A 20,304-nucleotide genomic window follows, 5' to 3' on the forward strand; every position below is an offset into this window, starting at 1 on the left:
GTTCAGGTTGAAAAGGCGTAAGGAGTAACCGATGACAACCCAGTATGGATTTTTTATTGATTCCAGTCGTTGCACCGGTTGCAAAACCTGCGAACTGGCCTGCAAGGACTACAAAGATCTCACTCCCGACGTCAGTTTCCGGCGGATATATGAATACGCGGGCGGCGACTGGCAGGAAGATAACGGCGTCTGGCACCAGAACGTCTTTGCCTATTATCTCTCCATTTCATGCAACCACTGCGAAGACCCGGCCTGTACCAAAGTCTGCCCGAGCGGCGCGATGCACAAGCGCGATGACGGTTTTGTGGTAGTGAACGAAGAGGTCTGTATCGGTTGCCGCTACTGCCACATGGCCTGCCCGTACGGCGCGCCGCAGTACAACGAGGCCAAAGGTCATATGACCAAGTGCGACGGCTGTTATGACCGGGTGGCGGAAGGCAAGAAACCGATCTGCGTCGAATCCTGTCCGCTGCGGGCGCTGGATTTCGGCCCGATAGACGAACTGCGCAAAAAACACGGTGAGCTGGCTGCCGTCGCGCCGTTGCCGCGCGCGCATTTCACGAAGCCGAATATTGTGATTAAACCCAACGCCAACAGCCGCCCGACCGGGGACACTACCGGTTACCTGGCCAATCCGAAGGAGGTATAAGATGGGAAGTGGATGGCATGAATGGCCGTTGATGATCTTCACGGTCTTTGGTCAGTGCGTGGTCGGCGCGTTAATCGTTAGCGGACTGGGCTGGCTGACGGCAAAAGACGATACCATCGCCCGTCAGCGCATCGTGCGCAGCATGTTTTTTCTGTGGCTAGTGATGGGACTGGGATTCCTCGCGTCGATTATGCATCTCGGCTCGCCGATGCGCGCGTTTAACTCGCTTAACCGCGTAGGCGCTTCCGCACTGAGTAATGAAATCGCCGCAGGATCGGTGTTCTTTGCCGTAGGCGGCATCTGGTGGCTGGTGGCGGTACTCGGTAAAATGCCCCCGGCGCTGGGTAAAGTGTGGCTGCTGGTCAGTATGGCGCTCGGCGTTGCATTCATCTGGGCAATGACGCTCGTTTATCAGATAGATACCGTGCCAACCTGGTATAATGGCTACACCACGCTGGCCTTTTTCCTCACGGCATTCCTGTGCGGCCCGGTGTTTGCAGCGCTACTGCTACGCATCGCGCGCGTCCCATTTTGCAGCGTGACGTTTGCCAGTATTAGCGGCCTGGCATTGGTGGTGTGCGTGGCGGTCATCGTACTACAAGGACTGTCTCTCTCAACCATTCACAGTTCCGTGCAACAGGCCAGCCATCTCGTACCGGATTACGGTATGCTACAGGTCTGGCGCATTGTCTTGCTTGCTGCCGGATTAGGCTGCTGGCTATGTCCGCTAATCCGTCGCCGCGAACCGCATACCGTTGGTTTGCTGCTCGGTGTCGTGCTGGTGCTGGCAGGCGAAATTATTGGCCGCGGACTTTTTTATGGCCTGCATATGACCGTAGGTATGGCCGTCGCAGGTTAATTTATGCGTGCGGGGCGACCCGCACCTTTCGGGATTGTTTGAATGACCACTTTTTTACAACGTGATGATTTTTCAGTAACGGCGCGTGTTCTCGGCGCGTTGTTTTATTATTCGCCGGAAAGCCACGAAACCGCTCCTCTGGTTCAGGCGCTATTAACCGACGACTGGCAGGCGCAGTGGCCGCTTGATGCCGAGGCGCTTGCGCCTGTGGCGGCTATGTTTAAGACCCACAGCGAAGAGTCGTTGCCACAGGCCTGGCAGCGTCTGTTTATCGGCCCTTACGCTCTGCCGTCTCCGCCGTGGGGTTCCGTCTGGCTGGATCGTGAGAGCGTATTATTTGGCGATTCTACGCTGGCGCTACGTCAGTGGATGCGCGAAAACGGAATTCAGTTTGAAATGCAGCAAAACGAGCCAGAAGATCATTTTGGGTCGCTGTTGCTGCTGGCGGCCTGGCTTGCCGAGAATGATCGTCATCATGAATGCGAACAACTCCTGGCCTGGCATCTGTTTCCGTGGTCGTCCCGCTTTCTGGACGTATTTATCGATCATGCCGGGCATCCGTTTTATCAGGCGTTGGGGCAACTGGCGCGTCTGACGCTGGCGCAATGGCAAGCTCAACTTATTATTCCCGTCGCTGTAAAACCGTTATTCCGTTAATCCCCACAAAAGGCAGGATTTTACCTGCCTTTTCTCCCATTGCGGCCTATTTTTATCTACAAAAAGTGACAACGTCACACTACGCTTCTATTTTTAAGATAATTCTTTATCGTGAATGTTCACGCTAAGCCGCATAAGGGCAAAACATAATTGTTAATAGATGTTTAACAGTGTTAAACATCACGCTCCGCTGGAATCCTTCCCAACCTGTTGCTATAGCTCAAAGCACCCTGCCGGAACATGGCATAACAACACGCGACTCTTAACGTCGCCATAACACATGCAAACAGGGAGACACACCGCAATGCACACCCTCACCCTAAAACGTGTACTTGGGTTCACTATCGTCATTTTGCTGTTACTGGCGCTGTTTATCTGGGGAATCGGTCTGGAGACGCTGAAAGCACGTCAGGTCGATCTGCTGTATCTCGGACAACGGCATTTGATGCTGGTCTTTACGTCCATGTTTTTTGCTTTACTGGTCGGTATCCCGAGTGGGATTTTACTCAGCCGTCCTGCGGCAAAAGGATTTGCTGAATATGTCATGCAAATCTTTAATGTTGGTAATACCTTGCCGCCACTGGCCGTCCTGGCCTTAGCGATGGTGATTATCGGGATCGGCGATACGCCCGCCATTGTCGCGCTATTTCTGGCTTCTCTTCTGCCTATCGTCCGCAATACCTATGCGGGCCTCTGTTCCGTTCCCGCCTCACTGATTGAAGCGGCGAACGGGATTGGGATGACAAAATGGCAGCGGCTTCGTCAGGTAGAGCTACCTAATGCGTGGCCAGTGATGCTGTCCGGTATTCGCATCGCGACCGCCATCAATGTCGGCACCGCGCCGCTGGCCTTTCTGATTGGCGCCAGCAGCTACGGCGAGCTGATTTTCCCGGGAATTTATCTCAACGATTTTCCGACGTTGATCCTCGGCGCAACGGCCACGGCGTTATTCGCGCTGATTCTTGACACTCTGCTTGCCTGGTTTGGGCGACGCCTTAGCCCTCATACCGTCTGAACGCATAAATAACAATAAGGAGCGTTAAATGAGATTCAAAAAACACCTGTTGGGATGGCTTGCCGCAACGCTGTTGTTCAGTAGCCAGACGCAGGCCGCGCCGCTGGTTCTCGCCACCAAAAGCTTTACCGAGCAGCATATTCTTTCCGCTATGACCGTTCAGTATTTGCAGAAGAAAGGCTTTCAGGTTCAGCCGCAAACCAATATCGCCGCGGTGATTTCACGTAATGCGATGGTGAATAAACAAATTGATATTACCTGGGAATACACCGGTACATCGCTGATTATTTTCAACCGTATCGATAAGCGCATGAGTCCACAGGAAACCTACGACACGGTAAAACGCCTGGATGCGAAGCTGGGCCTGGTATGGCTCAAACCGGCTGACATGAACAATACTTACGCGTTCGCGATGCAGCGCAAACGCGCCGAGTCGGAAAATATCACCACCATCTCGCAAATGGTGGCAAAAATCGAACAGGTCCGGCAGAACGATCCTGACCACAACTGGATGCTCGGCCTCGATCTGGAATTTGCCGGGCGCAGCGACGGAATGAAGCCCCTTCAGCAAGCCTACCAGATGCAGCTTGATCGCCCGCAAATACGACAGATGGACCCAGGGCTGGTCTATAACGCCGTTCGGGATGGGCTGGTTGACGCCGGGCTGGTCTATACCACCGACGGACGGGTGAAAGGGTTTGATCTGAAAGTGCTGGAAGATGATAAAGGCTTCTTTCCAAGTTACGCTGTCACGCCCGTGGTGCGTAAAGAGGTGCTGGAAGCCAATCCTGGCCTTGATGACGCCTTAAACACCCTTTCCGGCCTGCTCAATAACGATGTGATATCGACCCTAAACGCCCAGGTCGATATCGAGCATCGCACGCCGCAACAGGTAGCCCATCAATTTTTGCAGGACAAAGGTCTGCTGTAAGGAGCGCCTATGGATACGATACATTATATGCTGGATAACGCAGGCTATCTCGCCAGCCTTACCTTTCAGCATCTCTGGCTGGTCGCGCTGGCCGTCGGTCTGGCGATTATCATCGGCGTACCGTTAGGCGTTTTGATTGTACGCCACAAATGGCTGGCAACGCCGGTATTGGGCGCCGCCACGCTACTTCTTACCATTCCGTCTATCGCGCTGTTTGGGTTAATGATCCCGCTCTTTTCGCTGATCGGACATGGTATTGGCGTTCTGCCCGCCGTGACGGCTGTTTTTCTCTACTCTTTACTGCCGATTGTCCGTAATACCCATACTGCGCTTGATAGTTTGCCGCCCGGTCTGCGTGAAGCGGGACGCGGCATCGGTATGACTTTCTGGCAACGGCTGCGCTGGGTCGAAATCCCAATGGCCCTACCGGTTATTTTCGGGGGTATCCGCACCGCGGTAGTGATGAATATCGGCGTAATGGCGATTGCCGCGGTGATCGGCGCCGGCGGTCTGGGACTGCTACTGTTAAACGGCATTAGCGGCAGCGATATTCGCATGTTAATTGCCGGCGCGCTGATGATCTGTCTACTGGCGATTGTGCTTGACTGGCTGTTGCATCGTCTGCAAGTCGTACTGACACCTAAGGGGATACGATAATGATAAAACTGGAAAATCTCACCAAACAATTTGTACAGAAAAAGGGTCAGCCGCTAAAAGCCGTCGACAACGTCAACCTGAACGTGCCGGAAGGCGAAATGTGCGTCTTACTCGGTCCCTCCGGCTGCGGCAAAACCACCACGTTAAAGATGATCAACCGGCTGATCGCGCCCAGCAGCGGTAATATTCTTATCAACGGCGAGAATACCAACGATATGGATACGGTAACGCTACGCCGCAATATTGGGTATGTTATCCAGCAGATCGGCCTGTTTCCTAATATGACGATTGAAGAAAATATTACCGTTGTGCCGCGCATGTTGGGTTGGGACAAAGCGCGCTGCAAGCAACGCGCCGAAGAGTTGATGGACATGGTGGCGCTGGATGCCAGAAAATTTCTGCATCGCTATCCAAAGGAGATGTCCGGGGGACAGCAACAGCGTATTGGCGTGATCCGCGCTCTGGCCGCCGATCCGCCGGTACTGCTGATGGATGAGCCCTTCGGCGCGGTGGACCCCATTAACCGCGAAGTGATCCAGAACCAGTTTCTGGATATGCAGCGTAAGCTAAAAAAGACCGTGATGCTGGTCAGCCATGATATCGACGAAGCGCTAAAACTCGGCGACCGTATCGCCGTGTTCCGTCAGGGGCGAATTGTACAGTGCGCCAGTCCTGATGAACTGCTGGCCAAACCGGCTAACGAGTTTGTCGGGTCGTTTGTCGGTCAGGACAGAACGTTAAAGCGTTTGCTACTGGTCTCCGCAGGCGATGTGACCGACCAACAGCCAACCATTACCGCGCGGCCTTCAATGCCGTTAAGCGAGGCGTTCGGCATTATGGATGATCACGATATTCGCGCCATTACCGTCATTGACAACGACGGTAAGCCACTGGGATTTGTGAAGCGCCGGGAGGCTCGGAACGCCAGCGGAATCTGCGCCGATATCACCCATCCTTTCCGTATTACGGGCAAAGCGGAAGATAATCTGCGTATTGTGCTGTCCAGATTGTACGAAAGTAATACTAGCTGGATGCCGATCGTTGATGAAGACGGACGCTATAACGGTGAAATCTCTCAGGATTACATCGCCGATTATCTCAGCTCAGGCCGCACGCGTCGGGCGCTAAATATTCACGAAAACAGCTAACGCTGCCGCCGGATGGCCTCTCGCTATCCGGCAATATCATTATTGTACGCAATATTATATCGCACATAGTGCTTTTGCGTCTGACGCCATTTCCCCGCAGAATAGGCTATCCTGAAACTCCCTGTTTACCCGCTCATGCATCGTTTACACGCTTACCCGGATCTGCGCGCGATGTTTCGTCGCCTGCTGATCGCTACGCTCATCGGTATTCTCGCGGCGCTGGCTGTCGCCGCCTTCCGTCATGCGATGCAATTGCTGGAGTGGATTTTCCTGAGCAATGACACTGGCAGTCTGGTGAATGCGGCTGAGGGGCTTTCGCCCTGGCGACGGCTGATTACGCCAGCGCTTGGCGGCCTGGCCGCTGGTCTGTTGCTGTGGGGGTGGCAAAAAATGAACCAACAACGCCCCCATGCGCCCACTGACTATATGGAAGCATTGCAAACCGACGGGCAATTTGACGTTGGCGCCAGTCTGGTGAAATCGCTGGCCTCGCTGCTGGTCGTGGTCAGCGGCAGCGCAATTGGTCGCGAAGGCGCAATGATCCTCCTCGCCGCGCTGGCGGCATCCAGCTTTGCCCGACGCTTCACGCCGCGTGAGGAATGGAAATTATGGATCGCCAGCGGCGCCGCTGCGGGCATGGCGGGCGCTTACCATGCGCCGCTGGCGGGCAGCCTGTTTATCGCGGAGATCCTGTTCGGTACCTTAATGCTGGCTTCCCTCGGCCCGGTTGTCGTTTCCGCCGTCGTCGCCCTGCTAACCACCCATGTATTAAACGGTAGCGATTCACTACTCTATACCGTACATCTGACCGTTGATCTCCACGCGCGGGAGTACGTCATGATAGTCAGTACCGGTCTGGTCGCCGGTCTGTGCGGCCCATTGCTGATGTGGCTGATGACGGCCAGCCATAATAGTTTCTTACGCTTAAAACTGTCCCCGCCCTGGCAACTGGCGTTGGGCGGGCTTATTGTCGGATTACTGTCGTTACTCACGCCCACGGTATGGGGAAACGGCTATAGCGTCGTACAATCATTTTTGCTCTCTCCGCCGCTATTCTCGCTGATTGGCGGAATTTTTGCGTGCAAAATCCTGGCGGTGCTCGCCAGCAGCGGGTCTGGCGCGCCGGGCGGCGTCTTTACGCCAACATTATTTGTCGGATTATCCATTGGAATGTTTCTGGGTCGGATATGGGGATTCTGGCTGCCAGGCTCGGATGAAATAGCGATTTTATTGGGGCTGGTGGGTATGGCGACGCTACTGGCGGCGACAACCCATGCGCCGATAATGTCCACCCTGATGATTTGTGAAATGACCGGCGAGTATCAGTTACTCCCCGGTCTGCTGATTGCCTGTGTAGTCGCGTCAGTGCTCTCGCGAACGTTACGCCATGATTCTATCTACCGCCAGCACGCTGCCGAGCATTGACAAACGAATATACTGCCCCAGCTCACGCTGCTCGGCGCGCGGCAGGTACGGTAACTCGCCAATCAGCGGCGCTGGCAGTTTTTTCCCAAGCACATCAATAATTTCAGCATAATGCGCCAGGCCAGGATTGATACGATTCGCCACCCAGCCAATTAATGGCAGTCCATCGTTAGCGACAGCTTGCGCAGTCAGTAGCGCATGATTAATGCACCCCTCCTGAATCCCTACCACCATCAATACCGGTAACTGTTCCTGTACCACCCATTCGGACAATGGACGTAAATCATTCATCAAACTACGCCAGCCGCCAGTACCCTCCACAACCACGTGGTCCACTTTATCGCTCAGGCTCGCCAGACCGTTGGACAGCAAGGTGTAATTTATAGGACAGCTATGCGCGACGCTGCTTTCTTCTTCGCTTAACGCGATCGGATTAATCGCCTCATACGGCAACTCCAGCGAAGAGACGCTTTGCAATACCAGCGCGTCTTTGTTGCGCATCCCTTCTGCAGTCTCTTTGCTCCCTTTAGCGACAGGTTTATACCCTGCAACGCTCTTACCACCCGACGCTAACGCTTGTAGTAATGCGCGGGAAACCACCGTCTTCCCAACAGAAGTGTCTGTACCTGTAATAAAGAAACGCTTCAGCATCACTAACTCCACCGTTATGCTTCGAAAATATAAGCCAGGAAAATAATACAGTGGAGAAAGTCTAAGATATGGCAAGGGCAATCAGCTTGAGTTAGCGCAAATTTTTGTACAACAGTTAAAAAATGTTAACCCTGTAATAGACGAATCAACAAAGAGCCGTTATACATCGCGTCTTTTACCAACGCCGCCCCGGCCATCGTACCCTGGTTGGTAAACTGCGTGCTTTCCACAACCGTATTCCTGCTGTAGGCGGGCAGCGCCTGCTGACGGATACTGTCAGCAATGGCCGGAAAAAGGATATCAGCCGCTTTACTTAGCGGCGAACCAATAAGAATTTTTTGCGGATTAAATAAATTCACCATGATAGCCAGAATGCGTCCGACATGCGCGCCAACGCCGCTAATAATATCTTTTGCTAATAGATCTCCCTGCATCGCCGCCTGACACAGTGAATCTACCGTTAACGGCTGGCCGTGCAACATTGAACTCATTGACTGATTAAGCCGAAGCTGCGTAAGTTCCAGCACGCTATCGACGCTGGCTATGGTCTCCAGACAGCCATGATTACCGCAATAACAGCGCTTACCATAAGGATCGACCTGGGTATGCCCAATCTCTACCAGACTGCTACTGCCCGCATGAAGCAAATGACCGTCGGTGATAACGCCCGCCCCCACATTATGATCAATCACCACCTGGATAACGTCGCGCGCGCCGCGTGAAGCGCCAAAAAGCGCCTCTGCCATCGTCCAGGCGCTAATATCATGCTGAATGTAAACCGGTACGCCGGTGTGCCGCTCCAGCGCATCTCCCAAAGGCATCTCTTTGACATCTTCGTAATACGGCATTCGGTGCACAACGCCGTTTTCGGTATCGATAATGCCCGGTAACGTAATGGCAATAGAGGTCAGACGCTCCAGTTTCTGCTGATGGCGGGTAAAAAACCGATCAACGTGCGTAATAATTCGCTCAAGCAACGGCGTGGCTTCGTTTAACGGCAGCGGCAGACACTCTTCTACCACCAGTTTGCTGCTAAGATCGCGCAGCGCAAGGAAAATTTCGCCACGGCTAATACGAATAGATAAATAGTGCCAGGCCTCCGTTTCCACCATCAGCCCGACGGCGGGACGTCCGCGACTGCCCGCCTCTTTAATTTCAAGTTCCTGAACCAAATGCGCTTCCAGCATTTCGCGAACAATTTTCGTAATACTGGCAGGCGCCAACTGCGCCAAACGAGACAGGTCAATTCGCGATACCGGTCCGAGCTGATCAATCAGGCGATACACTGCGCCAGCATTGGTCTGCTTAATTTGATCGATATGCCCAGGCTGACTATCAGCAACCACCGCTCACTCCCTTTATTTTCGCGCTCCGAAATAATCTGTGTGCTATGGTGAAACACTTCAATACTCGCCGTCAACTTTTTGCTTAGCCGTGTGATTAACTGCACATTTTCACCCTTTTTAAGCGTAATTAATCCCGTCGGGCAGCCAGTAATAGCAGTTGGCAAAACCGCTGTACGGCATGACTCTGTTCATGATGCTTTGGCCATACCAGCCACATTTCAGATACGGCGTCCTCTTCTGCCAGGGGAACCCAGCGCATCTCGCTCATCTGTACACGCTTAAAGGATGCCGGCAGAATCGAGACGCCCAGTCCCGCCGCCACCAGACCGATAATAGTCATTGCCTCGCCAACCTCCTGCGTGATGGTCGGCGACAGGTTATAGCGCCGCATCAGGCCGAGAATATCGTCGTAGAGGCCCGTCCCGACATGTGGATCGAAAAAGACGAAAGGTTCTTCCGCCAGTTCTGTCAGACTGACGACCGGCTTTTGCGCCAGCCGATGTTCGCGCGGGATCATGGCCATAAGCGGCTCATGCAAAATCACCTCGCGATTAAGTGTGTCGGGCAGCGGCGTATTCCGCAGCAAGCCAATATCCAGTACGCCTTCGTTGAGCGGCGCGATTTGCTCACGCGTATTCATTTCACGCGTTTGCATATGCACTCCCGGATAGGACTGGCGGAACAGCGAAAAGGTATGCGATACCGCCCGAATAAAAGGCGCTGAAGACGTAAAGCCAATACGGATTTCACCCGCTTCGCCCTGATGCAACCGCTCGGCGCGAGCGGCGGCGTCGTTTACCAGACTCAGGATGTGTCGGCTATCCACCAGAAACTGTCGCCCGGCGGCGGTTAACGCTACGCTGCGGTTGGTCCGCGCCAGTAATCGCGCGCCGACCTGCTGCTCCAGAATTTGTATCTGCTGACTCAGCGGCGGCTGCGAGATATTGAGGCGCGCGGCGGCGCGACCAAAATGCAGCTCTTCTGCTACCGCCACAAAGTAACGTAAATGACGTAATTCGATATTCATATTTTTAACGTCTTATTTGAGACAATTAATATATTAGACAGAATATTTTGCTTTTTCTATGCTTTACATGTCGGTTATACCCGTCTCCTGTTGACGGAGATGTAAAGCAAGGATTTAACGTGAGTCGTACAACTATTCTCGATGACGCCACGGCGAGCGATATCGATGAACAACGCCATTCTCAGCCGGTTCAATTTATTAAACGCGGTACAGCGCCTTTCATGCGCGTCACGCTGGCTCTTTTTTCCGCGGGCCTGGCGACTTTCGCGCTCCTTTATTGCGTCCAGCCTATACTACCGGTACTTTCCCAGGAGTTTGGCGTCTCCCCCGCCAGCAGCAGCGTTTCACTTTCTATTTCTACCGCCATGCTGGCTATCGGCTTACTTTTTACCGGCCCGCTTTCTGATGCGATAGGCCGTAAACCGGTGATGGTCACCGCCTTGTTATTAGCCTCCTGCTGCACATTGTTATCAACCATGATGACCAGCTGGCATGGTATTCTGATTATGCGTGCGCTGATCGGTCTGTCGTTAAGCGGCGTCGCCGCGGTGGGAATGACCTACCTGAGTGAAGAAATCCATCCCAGCTTTGTCGCTTTCTCTATGGGACTCTATATTAGCGGTAATTCCATCGGCGGGATGAGCGGGCGTTTATTAAGCGGCGTCATGACCGACTTTTTTAACTGGCGCATCGCGCTGGCGGCCATCGGATGCTTTGCGCTGGCGTCCGCGCTGATGTTCTGGAAGATTTTACCCGCCTCGCAACATTTCCGTCCCACGTCGCTACGGCCTAAAACGCTATTTATTAATTTCCGTCTCCACTGGCGCGATCGAGGGTTACCTCTGCTGTTTGCGGAAGGCTTTTTACTGATGGGCGCGTTCGTCACCCTGTTTAACTACATTGGCTATCGCCTGATGCTCTCCCCCTGGGAATTAAGCCAGGCCGTGGTCGGACTGTTATCCGTAGCCTATCTCACCGGCACATGGAGCTCGCCGAAAGCTGGCGCAATGACCTCACGCTATGGCCGGGGGCCGGTGATGCTGTTCTCTACCGCAGTAATGCTGGGTGGGCTTTTACTGACGCTTTTTACCTCGCTTTGGCTGATTTTTGCCGGGATGCTGCTTTTTTCCGCCGGCTTTTTCGCCGCGCACTCCGTGGCCAGTAGTTGGATTGGCCCGCGTGCGCGCCGGGCGAAGGGACAGGCCTCGTCACTTTATCTTTTCAGCTATTATCTGGGGTCCAGTATCGCCGGGACGCTAGGCGGCGTATTCTGGCATAGTTACGGCTGGAACGGCGTAGGTGGTTTTATCGCGCTAATGCTGGTGCTGGCCATCCTGGTCGGGACGCGGTTACATCATCGTCTTCACGCCTGAAAAGAAATAATCCGGCGATAGCAACGTGCGCTATCGCCGGGCTGGTTTCACGCCACGACTCACTGTTCACCATAGACCTGTCAGGCTTGATACGCCCATAACTTCTCTGATTGCATCCAGCGCCAGAAGCGTAAATACCACCCAGATTATCGGATTCATATACAGTGTGCCTGTTATTCTGGAGGGCGGATATTACCGACTCTGCGACCAAAAATAACGGCCGGTAACGTAAAGCTACCTATTATGGTGGGGGCTTACATCGCGTTACCGGGGGATTGTACATAGCGTTACATGCCGAAACCAATCACTCACGGAAGCCTTTTGATAACAGCGATATAGTCATTTCACCGGCCCCGCAGTGGGGTTGAATGAAAACCAAATCGAGGGTATCAAAATGAAAAAAGTATTAGCTCTGGTTGTTGCCGCTGCAATGGGTCTCTCTTCCGCAGCATTCGCGGCTGAGACTGCAACGCCTGCGAAAACCGCAACGCCTGCCAAAACAACCCAGAACACCCAGCACCACAAAAAACAGCATAAAAAAACCGTTGAGCAAAAAGCGCAGGCGGCTAAAAAGCACCAGAAAAAAGATGGCAAAAAAGCCCCAGCCAAATCTACGTCAAAACCAACTACTCAACCGGCTGCGTAAGTCGTAACATGCTGCGGCGCGCCCCCGCGCCCGTTTTTACGGCGCTAAATTGTTCTGGTTTAGCGCCGCCTTCCGGGAGGGCAAAAAAGTGTCTCGCTACCGCTTTGAGCTCATTCTTATCGTGCTTATTTTATGCGCCGTTATTGCCACGCATTTCTATCTTTCCTGAGTGTAGTTATCTGATTTTACTCCCACTTTCTTACCGTCACGTCTATAGTAGTACTGAGGGTTTGTTGTTAATAATCATAATTACCCACCAGAGTGTGATATGCATAAAACCATTGCTGTATTACTGGGCATAGTGTGTTTTTTACCGGTTATGGCGAAAGCCAGGGGGGCTGAAACAGACGCCACGGATGCCAGCGACGTCAAAACGCTTTTTTTTAACCATGATGATCGGGTGCCCGTCGCCGATCCTACCCAATCGCCGTGGGATGCCATCGGGCAACTAGAGACCGCCAGCGGTAATTTGTGTACGGCAACGCTTATCTCCCCGCATATCGCCCTGACAGCAGGTCACTGCCTGCTAACGCCACCGAAAGGAAAACCAGACAAGGCGGTTGCGCTGCGTTTTGTGGCGCGAAAAGGAGTATGGCGCTATGAAATCCACGGCATTGAAGGCCGCGTTGAACCGTCGCTGGGCCGACGCCTGAAAGCGGATGGCGATGGCTGGATTGTGCCGCCTGCCGCGGCAAGCTGGGATTTTGGTCTGGTAATATTGCGCTACCCACCTTCCGGTATCACGCCAGTGCCTTTATTTACCGGCGATAAAGCGGCGCTTACTGCGGCGTTGAAAGCCGCAGACCGAAAAGTCACGCAGTCCGGTTATCCGGAAGATCATCTGAATGCGCTTTATTCCCATCAGGATTGCGTCGTGACCGGCTGGGCGCAGAATGCCGTACTCTCACACCAGTGCGACACGTTACCTGGCGACAGCGGCTCGCCGCTCTTATTGCACACGGATAGCGGATGGCAGCTCATTGGTGTACAAAGCTCCGCTCCTGCGGCTAAAGATCGCTGGCGCGCCGATAACCGCGCCATATCCGTCACCGGCTTTCGCGATAAGCTGAAAGCCCTGGCGCAGGACTAATACGCGAATCGCTGCCTGACCGGCAGCGATCGTCTCAGGCAAATTTTATCATGACCATTCCGGCGAGCAGTAATATCACGCCAACCCAGCCTTTGGGATTTAAGCGCTGGCCGAAGAGCACCCAGCCCGCCGCCAGCGTGGCGGCAATACCAAAACCGCCCCATAACGCATACGCCACCGACAGGTCTATCCCTTTTACCGCCTGGGAAAGCGCGCTGAAGGCGGCCAGAACAGCGGCAAGCGATAAGATGCCATAGCATTTACGGCGAAAGCCGTCCGAAAATTTCAACAGTACGTTAGCCGCGATTTCCAGCATTATTGCCAGCCCAAGCCAGGCGCCGTGTATCCATTCAAATTGTTGCACGAGTCGCCTCCTTCACCGGTTTGCCGGGTTTACGCGTCCCTGATTTGATCAATACGATGCCAGCGACCAGCGTCAGCAAGCCGGCAATCTTCATGGTTGATAATGCTTCATCAAATAGCAGCACGCTAAAAATGGTAATAAATAAAATGCCGATCCCTTCCCATAAGGCATACGCTACACCCAGGGCAATCTTTTTTACCGCAAAAGAAAGAAATATATATGACAGCGTGATCATCACCAGCATTAAAATAAAACCCGCATTGCCATTACCCACGCTAGCCCATTTCATTGAGAGCGTGCCGGTAATTTCAGTCGCGATAGCCAGAGCTAATAAAATCCAGTAAAACATGACACTTCTCCTGCATGAGAATATACTCTTTCGAGTCTGCTGCACGCAGCAAACTAAAAAATAAAATCAGTTAGCACAGCGCATTGCGCCAGCTCAGGCAGAAGTGAGAGACTAAAGTGCGTTACGCCAGTGCTGCTCGCCGATAAGCAGGAAAAAGGAGGTAGAGTGAAGATGCGTTTGCGTGGAGAAAAAAGCGCTGAACATATTGTCCATAATATTACAATTATCCGCAGTGTTGCTTCTCGTCATCGCGGATGATAATTGTCCTCGGTAGTTGAACACGCCTGATTTGTATCATAAGCCAGGAATTAACTCAAAATATTTTCACTTCTTTACCTGAAGTGTTTGATTTTAACCAGAACAGGTCGACCGACATCACATTATTATTCGTGTCGGCATCAGAAAACAGGGACTGATATGGCAAAACCGATCATCACGCTCAATGGTCTAAAAATCGTCATTATGCTGGGAATGCTGGTGGTTATTCTGAGCGGTATCCGCTTCGCCGCAGATATCATTGTTCCCTTTATTTTGGCGTTATTTATTGCAGTCGTTCTCAATCCCGTTGTGCAACGGATGACCCGATGCCGAATTCCGCGCGTTATCGCAGTATCATTGCTCATTGTGATTATTGTTATGTTAATGGTACTGCTACTGGCCTATTTGGGGACATCATTAAATGAACTGGCTCGTACCCTACCGCAATATCGCTCCTCATTGGTGATACCGTTGCAACGTATTGAACCGTGGTTACAGCGAGCAGGCATTGGCGTGTCGGTTGATGAGCTGGCGAAATATATCGATCCAAACGCCGCCATGACTCTGGTAACGAACCTGCTCACCCAACTGTCCAATGCCATGTCGTCCATCTTTTTATTGTTATTGACCGTGGTATTTATGCTGCTGGAGGTTCCACAATTGCCTGAAAAACTGCAGCAGATGATGAGCCGTCCGGTGGAGGGCATGGCGGCAATTCAACGCGCGCTTGATAGCGTTTCCCATTATCTGGTGTTAAAAACAGCGATCAGTATCGTGACGGGGCTGGTCGCATGGGGAATGCTGGCCGCGCTGGATGTCCGCTTCGCCTTTGTCTGGGGTCTACTGGCCTTCGCGCTGAACTATATTCCTAATATTGGATCGGTGCTCGCTGCCCTGCCGCCCATTATTCAGGTGCTGGTATTTAACGGGTTTTATGATGCGCTGCTGGTGCTGGCAGGCTATCTGCTGATTAATCTGGTCTTCGGCAATATCCTTGAGCCACGAATCATGGGACGTGGTTTAGGCCTTTCAACCTTAGTGGTATTTTTGTCGTTAATTTTCTGGGGCTGGTTATTAGGTCCGGTGGGCATGTTGCTCTCCGTTCCGTTAACCATCATTGTCAAAATCGCCCTCGAACAGACCACCGGCGGGCAGAGTATCGCCGTTCTGCTTAGCGATTTAAACAAAAGATAAAATGCAATACATACACAAAATCATTCAAGATGCCTCGCGGCGGCAAGGGAAGAAATCCCCGGGAGCATAGATAACGATGTGACCGGGGTTTCTGAGCGCAGCCAACAAAGAGGCAGCTTAAAGGATGAAGTGTATAAAAACGGCCTCCAAAGAGGCCGTCGCACGTTTAAAAGATTAAAGCGCTTTCAGAATTGCATCCACGCTGGCTTTGGCATCGCCAAACAGCATTTGCGTATTCTCTTTAAAGAACAGCGGGTTCTGCACACCAGCATAACCGGTATTCATTGAACGCTTAAAGACCACGACATTCTGTGCTTTCCACACTTCGAGAACCGGCATACCGGCGATCGGGCTGCGGGGATCGTCTTGCGCCGCCGGGTTCACCGTATCGTTCGCGCCAATCACCAGCACGGTATCGGTATCGGCGAAATCATCGTTGATCTCATCCATTTCCAGCACGATGTCATAAGGCACTTTCGCCTCCGCCAACAGCACGTTCATATGCCCCGGCAGGCGACCCGCCACCGGATGAATGCCGAAACGCACGTTGATACCGCGTGCACGCAGTTTTTCGGTGATTTCCGCCACCGGATACTGCGCCTGCGCCACCGCCATCCCGTACCCCGGCGTAATAATGACGGAGTGGGAGTTTTTCAGCATCTCAGCGGTCTCTTCCGCCGTGATTTCGCGATGTTCGCCAGCTTCCTGATCGTCGCCCGTTGAGGAGCCGTCAGTACCGAACCCACCAGCAATAACGCTGATGAAAGAGCGGTTCATCGCTTTACACATAATGTAAGACAGGATCGCGCCTGACGAACCGACCAGCGCGCCGGTCACAATCAGCAAATCGTTGCTCAACATGAAGCCAGCCGCCGCGGCAGCCCAACCGGAATAGGAGTTCAGCATTGAAACAACCACCGGCATGTCCGCCCCGCCGATAGAAGCGACCAGATGCCAACCAAACGCCAGCGCGATAATGGTCATCAGCAGTAGCGCCAGAACCTGTAGACCCACGCTTTCGGTACGAACAAAAACCAGCAGCAACAGGAAAGAAACAACCAGCGCCGCCAGGTTCATTTTGTGACGGTTAGGCAACATCAACGGCTTAGAAGAGATTTTGCCGCGCAGTTTACCAAACGCTACGATCGATCCAGTGAAAGTGACTGCGCCAATAAAGATACCGAGGAAGACTTCGGTCAGATGGATATTCACCAGCACCGGCGCCAGACTGGCGTCATGGTACAGATAGCTGTTAAAGCCAACCAGTACCGCCGCCAGGCCCACGAAACTGTGCAGAATCGCGACCAGCTCCGGCATCTCGGTCATCTCAACTTTTTTCGCCATGCGGATGCCAATCGCGCCGCCAATAATCATGGCGACCAGAATCCATGCCACGTTGCCGGTATCCGGCCCAAAAATGGTCGCCAGCAACGCGATCGCCATCCCGGCAATACCGAAGTTATTCCCCTGGCGGGACGTTTCATGCTTTGAAAGCCCGGCAAGACTGAAAATAAACAGGATCGCGGCAACAATGTATGCAGCTGTAACTAATCCTCCAGACATGTGTTACCCCTTAGTTTTTCCGGAACATTTTCAGCATACGCTGAGTCACGGTGAAGCCACCGAAAATATTAATGCTGGCGATAAGCACCGCGATAAAGCTCAGGAAGCTGACCCAGCCGCCCTGACCAATTTGCAATAATGCCCCGACAACAATAATCCCTGAAATTGCGTTGGTCACCGACATTAATGGCGTATGAAGCGCATGAGACACGTTCCACACCACGTAATAACCAACCACGCAGGCGAGCGCAAACACGGTAAAATGGCCGAGGAACTCTTTTGGCGCGACATCGGCCAGCCAGCCAAAAAGAATGATCGCCAGCGCCATTAACGCATACTTCCGCCAGGGTGAAGTGGGCTTTTCCGGCTCTTTTGGCGCAGGTGCTGCTTTAGGCGCGGCCTGTGGCTGCGCGGAAACCTGGATTGGCGGCGCAGGCCAGGTAATGTCGCCGTCGCGAATCACCGTCACGCCACGGATCACGACATCGTCAAAATCCACGTCAATATTGCCGTCTTTCTCTTTGCACAGCAGCTTCAGCAGGTTAACCAGGTTGGTGCCATAAAGCTGGGATGACTGCGTCGGCAAACGCCCCGGTAGATCGGTGTAGCCAATCACTTTCACGCCATTGTCCGTCGTCACAACCTGATTGGCGACGGTATATTCGCAGTTACCGCCATTCTGCGCGGCCAGGTCGACAATCACGCTGCCAGCCTTCATAGAATCGACCATATCGCGGGTAATCAGCTTCGGCGCAGGTTTGCCCGGAATCAACGCGGTGGTAACAATGATATCGACTTCTTTGGCCTGGGCGGCAAAGAGCGCCATTTCCGCTTTGATAAACGCCTCGGACATCACTTTGGCGTAACCATCGCCGCTACCGGCTTCCTCTTTAAAATCCAGTTCGAGGAACTCAGCCCCCATACTCTGGACCTGCTCTTTGACTTCAGGACGAGTGTCAAACGCGCGGACAATCGCCCCCAGGCTGTTTGCCGCGCCGATAGCCGCAAGACCGGCAACGCCCGCGCCAATCACCATCACCTTCGCCGGCGGCACTTTCCCGGCGGCAGTGATTTGGCCGGTAAAGAAGCGCCCAAATTCATGCGCGGCCTCTACAATGGCGCGATAACCCGCGATATTCGCCATTGAGCTTAACGCGTCGAGCGACTGCGCGCGGGAAATACGCGGCACGGAGTCCATCGCCATCACCGTGACCTTACGTTCGGCAAGTTTCTCCATTAACCCAGGATTTTGCGCAGGCCAGATAAAACTGACCAGCGTAGTTCCGGGGTTCAGTAAAGCGATTTCCTCTTCTTCAGGCGCATTAACCTTGAGAATAATTTCCGACTGCCAAATAGCATTGCCGTCTACAATATCCGCGCCAGCCTGCGCAAACGCTTTGTCGTCAAAACTTGCCAGTTGACCCGCCCCGCTTTCGATAGCGACGCTAAACCCCAGCTTCAGTAGCTGCTCTACCGTTTTCGGCGTCGCAGCGACACGGGTTTCATTGGGTAACCGCTCTTTTGGTATGCCAATTCGCATAAATGTTCCCTTCCATCGGTATTTTTAATGATGGTTTGTCAGTAAGCGCGAGAAGCGTACGCCTGCCCGCGTTTGAGGTAAATGTTACCCCAGCAGAATAAAACCGTTACAAACTCTCTATAACCTACTGAAAATAACGCCTGTGATCTAGCGCCAAAAAACAGAATTTTTTATCAAATTTGCAAAACATGAACGATTCAGCCGCTAAGCAGCCATAATGCCTTGAAAATGGCCTGCGAGGGCTGATAATTCGCTCAAATTTGACAGCAAAACATCATTAAACCCCTGGCGCGATCAAGAAATTAACATTAAATTAACTTATTAAATTTATGCGCTTCATTAGCTTAGCCGCCCGGACGCTGTTTTTTTCGACATATCGGCAAATGTTATCATCAAAGATAGGATACATGACACGATGCGTGAAAAATCCCGCAGACATCCATATGGTTTAAATGCAATAATCAGCCACGTTTCTAGTCAATAACAATACCAGTACCTGGTTTGCGCAAGGCGAAGGATTATTTTTATGAAGCTTAAGAACACTCTCCTGGCGTCGGCTCTGCTTTCTGCGGCTGCTTTTTCTGTCCATGCAGCAACAGAACTGACGCCGGAGCAAGCGGCTGCACTAAAACCTTATGACCGCATCGTTATTACCGGTCGTTTTAATGCTATTGGCGATGCGGTCTCCGCCGTGTCCCGCCGCGCAGATAAAGAAGGCGCAGCCTCCTTCTATGTTGTCGACACCTCGGAGTTCGGCAACAGTGGTAACTGGCGTGTTGTGGCGGACGTGTATAAAGCCGACGCGCCGAAAGCCGACGCGCCCAAAAATCGTGTCATTAATGGCATCGTGGAATTACCGAAAGACCAGGCCGTACAATTAGAACCGTATGATACCGTCACCGTTCAGGGCTTCTACCGTAGCCAGCCGGAAGTTAACGATGCCATTACGAAAGCGGCGAAACAAAAAGGCGCATACGCTTTCTATATTGTTCGTCAGATAGATGCGAATCAGGGCGGAAACCAGCGCATCACTGCATTTATCTATAAACAAGATGCGAAAAAACGCATCGTCCAGAGCCCGGACGCTATTCCGGCAGACTCTGAAGCTGGCCGCGCCGCGCTGGCTCAGGGCGGCGAAGCTGCGAAGAAAGTCGAAATTCCAGGCGTCGCCACGTCAGCCTCGCCGAGCGCCGAAGTAGGCCGTTTCTTCGAAACGCAATCCTCCAAAGGCGGGCGTTACACTGTCACACTACCGGATGGCACAAAAGTTGAGGAGCTGAATAAAGCGACGGCTGCGATGATGGTGCCTTTCGACAGCGTTAAGTTCACCGGCAACTACGGCAATATGACAGAAATCTCCTACCAGGTCGCCAAACGCGCGGCGAAGAAAGGCGCTAAGTATTATCATATTACGCGTCAGTGGCAGGAGCGCGGCAATAACATCACCATCAGCGCCGACCTCTATAAATAAGGCGCGCGTCGCCATCAGGCTTTCTCGCCGGATGGCGGCATACCTGCCTTATCAGGCCTACACTATCGTTCAACGGCAGGCCTGATAAGCC

21 protein-coding genes are annotated in these 20,304 nt (G+C 52.9%); 13 read left to right on the forward strand and 8 right to left on the reverse strand.

Annotated elements, in window-relative coordinates; translation table 11 throughout:
• The first annotated feature begins 31 nt into the window (after positions 1 to 31).
• The 8 genes from dmsB (at position 32) to clcB (ending at position 7,341) form a co-directional block, all read left to right on the forward strand.
• Positions 32 to 649, forward strand: coding sequence for a dimethylsulfoxide reductase iron-sulfur subunit DmsB (gene dmsB, locus ABVN44_RS00005; protein WP_000213073.1), 618 nt, complete (start codon positions 32 to 34; stop codon positions 647 to 649).
• Position 650: 1 nt separating this feature from the next.
• The gene (locus ABVN44_RS00010) at positions 651 to 1,508 is read left to right on the forward strand and encodes a dimethyl sulfoxide reductase anchor subunit family protein (protein ID WP_048348847.1); all 858 of its coding nucleotides are present in this window, start codon (positions 651 to 653) and stop codon (positions 1,506 to 1,508) included.
• Between the two features lie 42 nt (positions 1,509 to 1,550).
• A complete protein-coding gene (dmsD, locus tag ABVN44_RS00015) occupies positions 1,551 to 2,165 on the forward strand; it encodes a Tat proofreading chaperone DmsD (RefSeq protein ID WP_000206571.1) in 615 nt (204 codons plus the stop codon).
• A 304-nt stretch (positions 2,166 to 2,469) separates the two neighbouring features.
• Positions 2,470 to 3,180, forward strand: a complete 711-nt coding sequence (gene osmY, locus ABVN44_RS00020; protein WP_000557304.1) for an osmoprotectant ABC transporter permease OsmY — start codon at positions 2,470 to 2,472, stop codon at positions 3,178 to 3,180.
• A 28-nt stretch (positions 3,181 to 3,208) separates the two neighbouring features.
• The gene (gene osmX / locus ABVN44_RS00025; protein WP_001211193.1) at positions 3,209 to 4,111 is read left to right on the forward strand and encodes an osmoprotectant ABC transporter substrate-binding protein OsmX; all 903 of its coding nucleotides are present in this window, start codon (positions 3,209 to 3,211) and stop codon (positions 4,109 to 4,111) included.
• A 9-nt stretch (positions 4,112 to 4,120) separates the two neighbouring features.
• A complete protein-coding gene (gene osmW / locus ABVN44_RS00030; protein WP_000379677.1) occupies positions 4,121 to 4,768 on the forward strand; it encodes an osmoprotectant ABC transporter permease OsmW in 648 nt (215 codons plus the stop codon).
• On the forward strand, positions 4,768 to 5,916 hold the full coding sequence (gene osmV / locus ABVN44_RS00035) for an osmoprotectant ABC transporter ATP-binding protein OsmV (RefSeq protein ID WP_000593088.1): 1,149 nt from the start codon (positions 4,768 to 4,770) through the stop codon (positions 5,914 to 5,916). The genes osmW and osmV overlap by 1 nt, the downstream gene beginning before the upstream one ends.
• A 135-nt stretch (positions 5,917 to 6,051) precedes the next feature.
• Positions 6,052 to 7,341, forward strand: coding sequence for a voltage-gated ClC-type chloride channel ClcB (gene clcB / locus ABVN44_RS00040; protein WP_000554909.1), 1,290 nt, complete (start codon positions 6,052 to 6,054; stop codon positions 7,339 to 7,341).
• Here clcB and bioD read toward each other — a convergent pair.
• From bioD to ABVN44_RS00055, 3 genes are all read right to left on the reverse strand, one after another.
• Positions 7,297 to 7,992, reverse strand: a complete 696-nt coding sequence (gene bioD, locus ABVN44_RS00045; RefSeq protein ID WP_000919206.1) for a dethiobiotin synthase — start codon at positions 7,990 to 7,992, stop codon at positions 7,297 to 7,299. The genes clcB and bioD overlap by 45 nt on opposite strands.
• A 125-nt stretch (positions 7,993 to 8,117) precedes the next feature.
• Positions 8,118 to 9,338, reverse strand: coding sequence for a sugar metabolism global transcriptional regulator Mlc (gene mlc / locus ABVN44_RS00050; protein WP_000225093.1), 1,221 nt, complete (start codon positions 9,336 to 9,338; stop codon positions 8,118 to 8,120).
• A 127-nt stretch (positions 9,339 to 9,465) separates the two neighbouring features.
• Complete coding sequence (locus ABVN44_RS00055) at positions 9,466 to 10,365, reverse strand: LysR family transcriptional regulator (protein WP_001019577.1); 900 nt, start codon at positions 10,363 to 10,365, stop codon at positions 9,466 to 9,468.
• Positions 10,366 to 10,484: 119 nt separating this feature from the next.
• Between ABVN44_RS00055 and ABVN44_RS00060 the strand changes: the two genes are divergently transcribed.
• Positions 10,485 to 11,738, forward strand: a complete 1,254-nt coding sequence (locus tag ABVN44_RS00060; protein WP_000091796.1) for an MFS transporter — start codon at positions 10,485 to 10,487, stop codon at positions 11,736 to 11,738.
• A 66-nt stretch (positions 11,739 to 11,804) separates the two neighbouring features.
• Here ABVN44_RS00060 and ABVN44_RS00065 read toward each other — a convergent pair whose 3' ends face one another.
• Positions 11,805 to 11,897, reverse strand: coding sequence for a KPN_01571 family protein (locus ABVN44_RS00065; protein WP_001068154.1), 93 nt, complete (start codon positions 11,895 to 11,897; stop codon positions 11,805 to 11,807).
• A gap of 235 nt (positions 11,898 to 12,132) precedes the next feature.
• Here ABVN44_RS00065 and asr point away from each other — a divergent pair, with 235 nt between their 5' ends.
• Positions 12,133 to 12,384 (forward strand): acid resistance repetitive basic protein Asr, encoded by a 252-nt coding sequence (gene asr / locus ABVN44_RS00070; protein ID WP_023231952.1) that lies wholly within the window; start codon positions 12,133 to 12,135, stop codon positions 12,382 to 12,384.
• Positions 12,385 to 12,652: 268 nt separating this feature from the next.
• Complete coding sequence (locus ABVN44_RS00075; RefSeq protein WP_000549649.1) at positions 12,653 to 13,474, forward strand: serine protease; 822 nt, start codon at positions 12,653 to 12,655, stop codon at positions 13,472 to 13,474.
• Positions 13,475 to 13,508: 34 nt separating this feature from the next.
• On the opposite strand, the gene mdtI is transcribed toward ABVN44_RS00075, so the two are convergent.
• Both mdtI and mdtJ read right to left on the reverse strand, forming a co-directional pair.
• Positions 13,509 to 13,838, reverse strand: a complete 330-nt coding sequence (gene mdtI, locus ABVN44_RS00080; RefSeq protein ID WP_001183821.1) for a multidrug/spermidine efflux SMR transporter subunit MdtI — start codon at positions 13,836 to 13,838, stop codon at positions 13,509 to 13,511.
• On the reverse strand, positions 13,825 to 14,187 hold the full coding sequence (gene mdtJ / locus ABVN44_RS00085; protein ID WP_000500278.1) for a multidrug/spermidine efflux SMR transporter subunit MdtJ: 363 nt from the start codon (positions 14,185 to 14,187) through the stop codon (positions 13,825 to 13,827). Before mdtJ ends, mdtI begins: the two co-directional genes overlap by 14 nt.
• 417 nt (positions 14,188 to 14,604) lie before the next feature.
• On the opposite strand from mdtJ, the gene ABVN44_RS00090 reads away from it, so the two are divergent.
• Positions 14,605 to 15,639, forward strand: coding sequence for an AI-2E family transporter (locus tag ABVN44_RS00090; RefSeq protein WP_001118268.1), 1,035 nt, complete (start codon positions 14,605 to 14,607; stop codon positions 15,637 to 15,639).
• Positions 15,640 to 15,813: 174 nt separating this feature from the next.
• Here ABVN44_RS00090 and pntB read toward each other — a convergent pair whose 3' ends face one another.
• A complete protein-coding gene (pntB, locus tag ABVN44_RS00095) occupies positions 15,814 to 17,202 on the reverse strand; it encodes a Re/Si-specific NAD(P)(+) transhydrogenase subunit beta (protein WP_000014056.1) in 1,389 nt (462 codons plus the stop codon).
• Between the two features lie 10 nt (positions 17,203 to 17,212).
• Positions 17,213 to 18,742 carry a Re/Si-specific NAD(P)(+) transhydrogenase subunit alpha gene (gene pntA / locus ABVN44_RS00100; protein ID WP_001219362.1) on the reverse strand — a complete coding sequence of 510 codons (1,530 nt, stop codon included), beginning with the start codon at positions 18,740 to 18,742 and terminating at the stop codon, positions 17,213 to 17,215.
• A gap of 526 nt (positions 18,743 to 19,268) precedes the next feature.
• Here pntA and ydgH point away from each other — a divergent pair.
• Positions 19,269 to 20,213 carry a DUF1471 family protein YdgH gene (gene ydgH, locus ABVN44_RS00105; RefSeq protein WP_000769294.1) on the forward strand — a complete coding sequence of 315 codons (945 nt, stop codon included), beginning with the start codon at positions 19,269 to 19,271 and terminating at the stop codon, positions 20,211 to 20,213.
• Positions 20,214 to 20,304: the final 91 nt, after the last annotated feature.

It is taken from the genome of Salmonella sp. SJTUF15570 (assembly GCF_043357055.1).
In the GTDB taxonomy this organism is placed as follows: Bacteria; Pseudomonadota; Gammaproteobacteria; order Enterobacterales; family Enterobacteriaceae; genus Salmonella; species Salmonella enterica.

Excerpts from the sequence above, each read along its gene's own strand:
- dmsB (WP_000213073.1), top strand. The coding sequence starts at position 32 with ATGACAACCCAGTATGGATTTTTTATTGATTCCAGTCGTTGCACCGGT.
- ABVN44_RS00010 (WP_048348847.1), top strand. The coding sequence starts at position 651 with ATGGGAAGTGGATGGCATGAATGGCCGTTGATGATCTTCACGGTCTTT.
- dmsD (WP_000206571.1), top strand. The coding sequence starts at position 1,551 with ATGACCACTTTTTTACAACGTGATGATTTTTCAGTAACGGCGCGTGTT.
- osmY (WP_000557304.1), top strand. The coding sequence starts at position 2,470 with ATGCACACCCTCACCCTAAAACGTGTACTTGGGTTCACTATCGTCATT.
- osmX (WP_001211193.1), top strand. The coding sequence starts at position 3,209 with ATGAGATTCAAAAAACACCTGTTGGGATGGCTTGCCGCAACGCTGTTG.
- osmW (WP_000379677.1), top strand. The coding sequence starts at position 4,121 with ATGGATACGATACATTATATGCTGGATAACGCAGGCTATCTCGCCAGC.
- osmV (WP_000593088.1), top strand. The coding sequence starts at position 4,768 with ATGATAAAACTGGAAAATCTCACCAAACAATTTGTACAGAAAAAGGGT.
- clcB (WP_000554909.1), top strand. The coding sequence starts at position 6,052 with ATGCATCGTTTACACGCTTACCCGGATCTGCGCGCGATGTTTCGTCGC.
- bioD (WP_000919206.1), bottom strand. The coding sequence starts at position 7,992 with ATGCTGAAGCGTTTCTTTATTACAGGTACAGACACTTCTGTTGGGAAG.
- ABVN44_RS00055 (WP_001019577.1), bottom strand. The coding sequence starts at position 10,365 with ATGAATATCGAATTACGTCATTTACGTTACTTTGTGGCGGTAGCAGAA.
- ABVN44_RS00065 (WP_001068154.1), bottom strand. The coding sequence starts at position 11,897 with ATGAATCCGATAATCTGGGTGGTATTTACGCTTCTGGCGCTGGATGCA.
- asr (WP_023231952.1), top strand. The coding sequence starts at position 12,133 with ATGAAAAAAGTATTAGCTCTGGTTGTTGCCGCTGCAATGGGTCTCTCT.
- ABVN44_RS00075 (WP_000549649.1), top strand. The coding sequence starts at position 12,653 with ATGCATAAAACCATTGCTGTATTACTGGGCATAGTGTGTTTTTTACCG.
- mdtJ (WP_000500278.1), bottom strand. The coding sequence starts at position 14,187 with ATGTTTTACTGGATTTTATTAGCTCTGGCTATCGCGACTGAAATTACC.
- ABVN44_RS00090 (WP_001118268.1), top strand. The coding sequence starts at position 14,605 with ATGGCAAAACCGATCATCACGCTCAATGGTCTAAAAATCGTCATTATG.
- pntB (WP_000014056.1), bottom strand. The coding sequence starts at position 17,202 with ATGTCTGGAGGATTAGTTACAGCTGCATACATTGTTGCCGCGATCCTG.
- pntA (WP_001219362.1), bottom strand. The coding sequence starts at position 18,742 with ATGCGAATTGGCATACCAAAAGAGCGGTTACCCAATGAAACCCGTGTC.
- ydgH (WP_000769294.1), top strand. The coding sequence starts at position 19,269 with ATGAAGCTTAAGAACACTCTCCTGGCGTCGGCTCTGCTTTCTGCGGCT.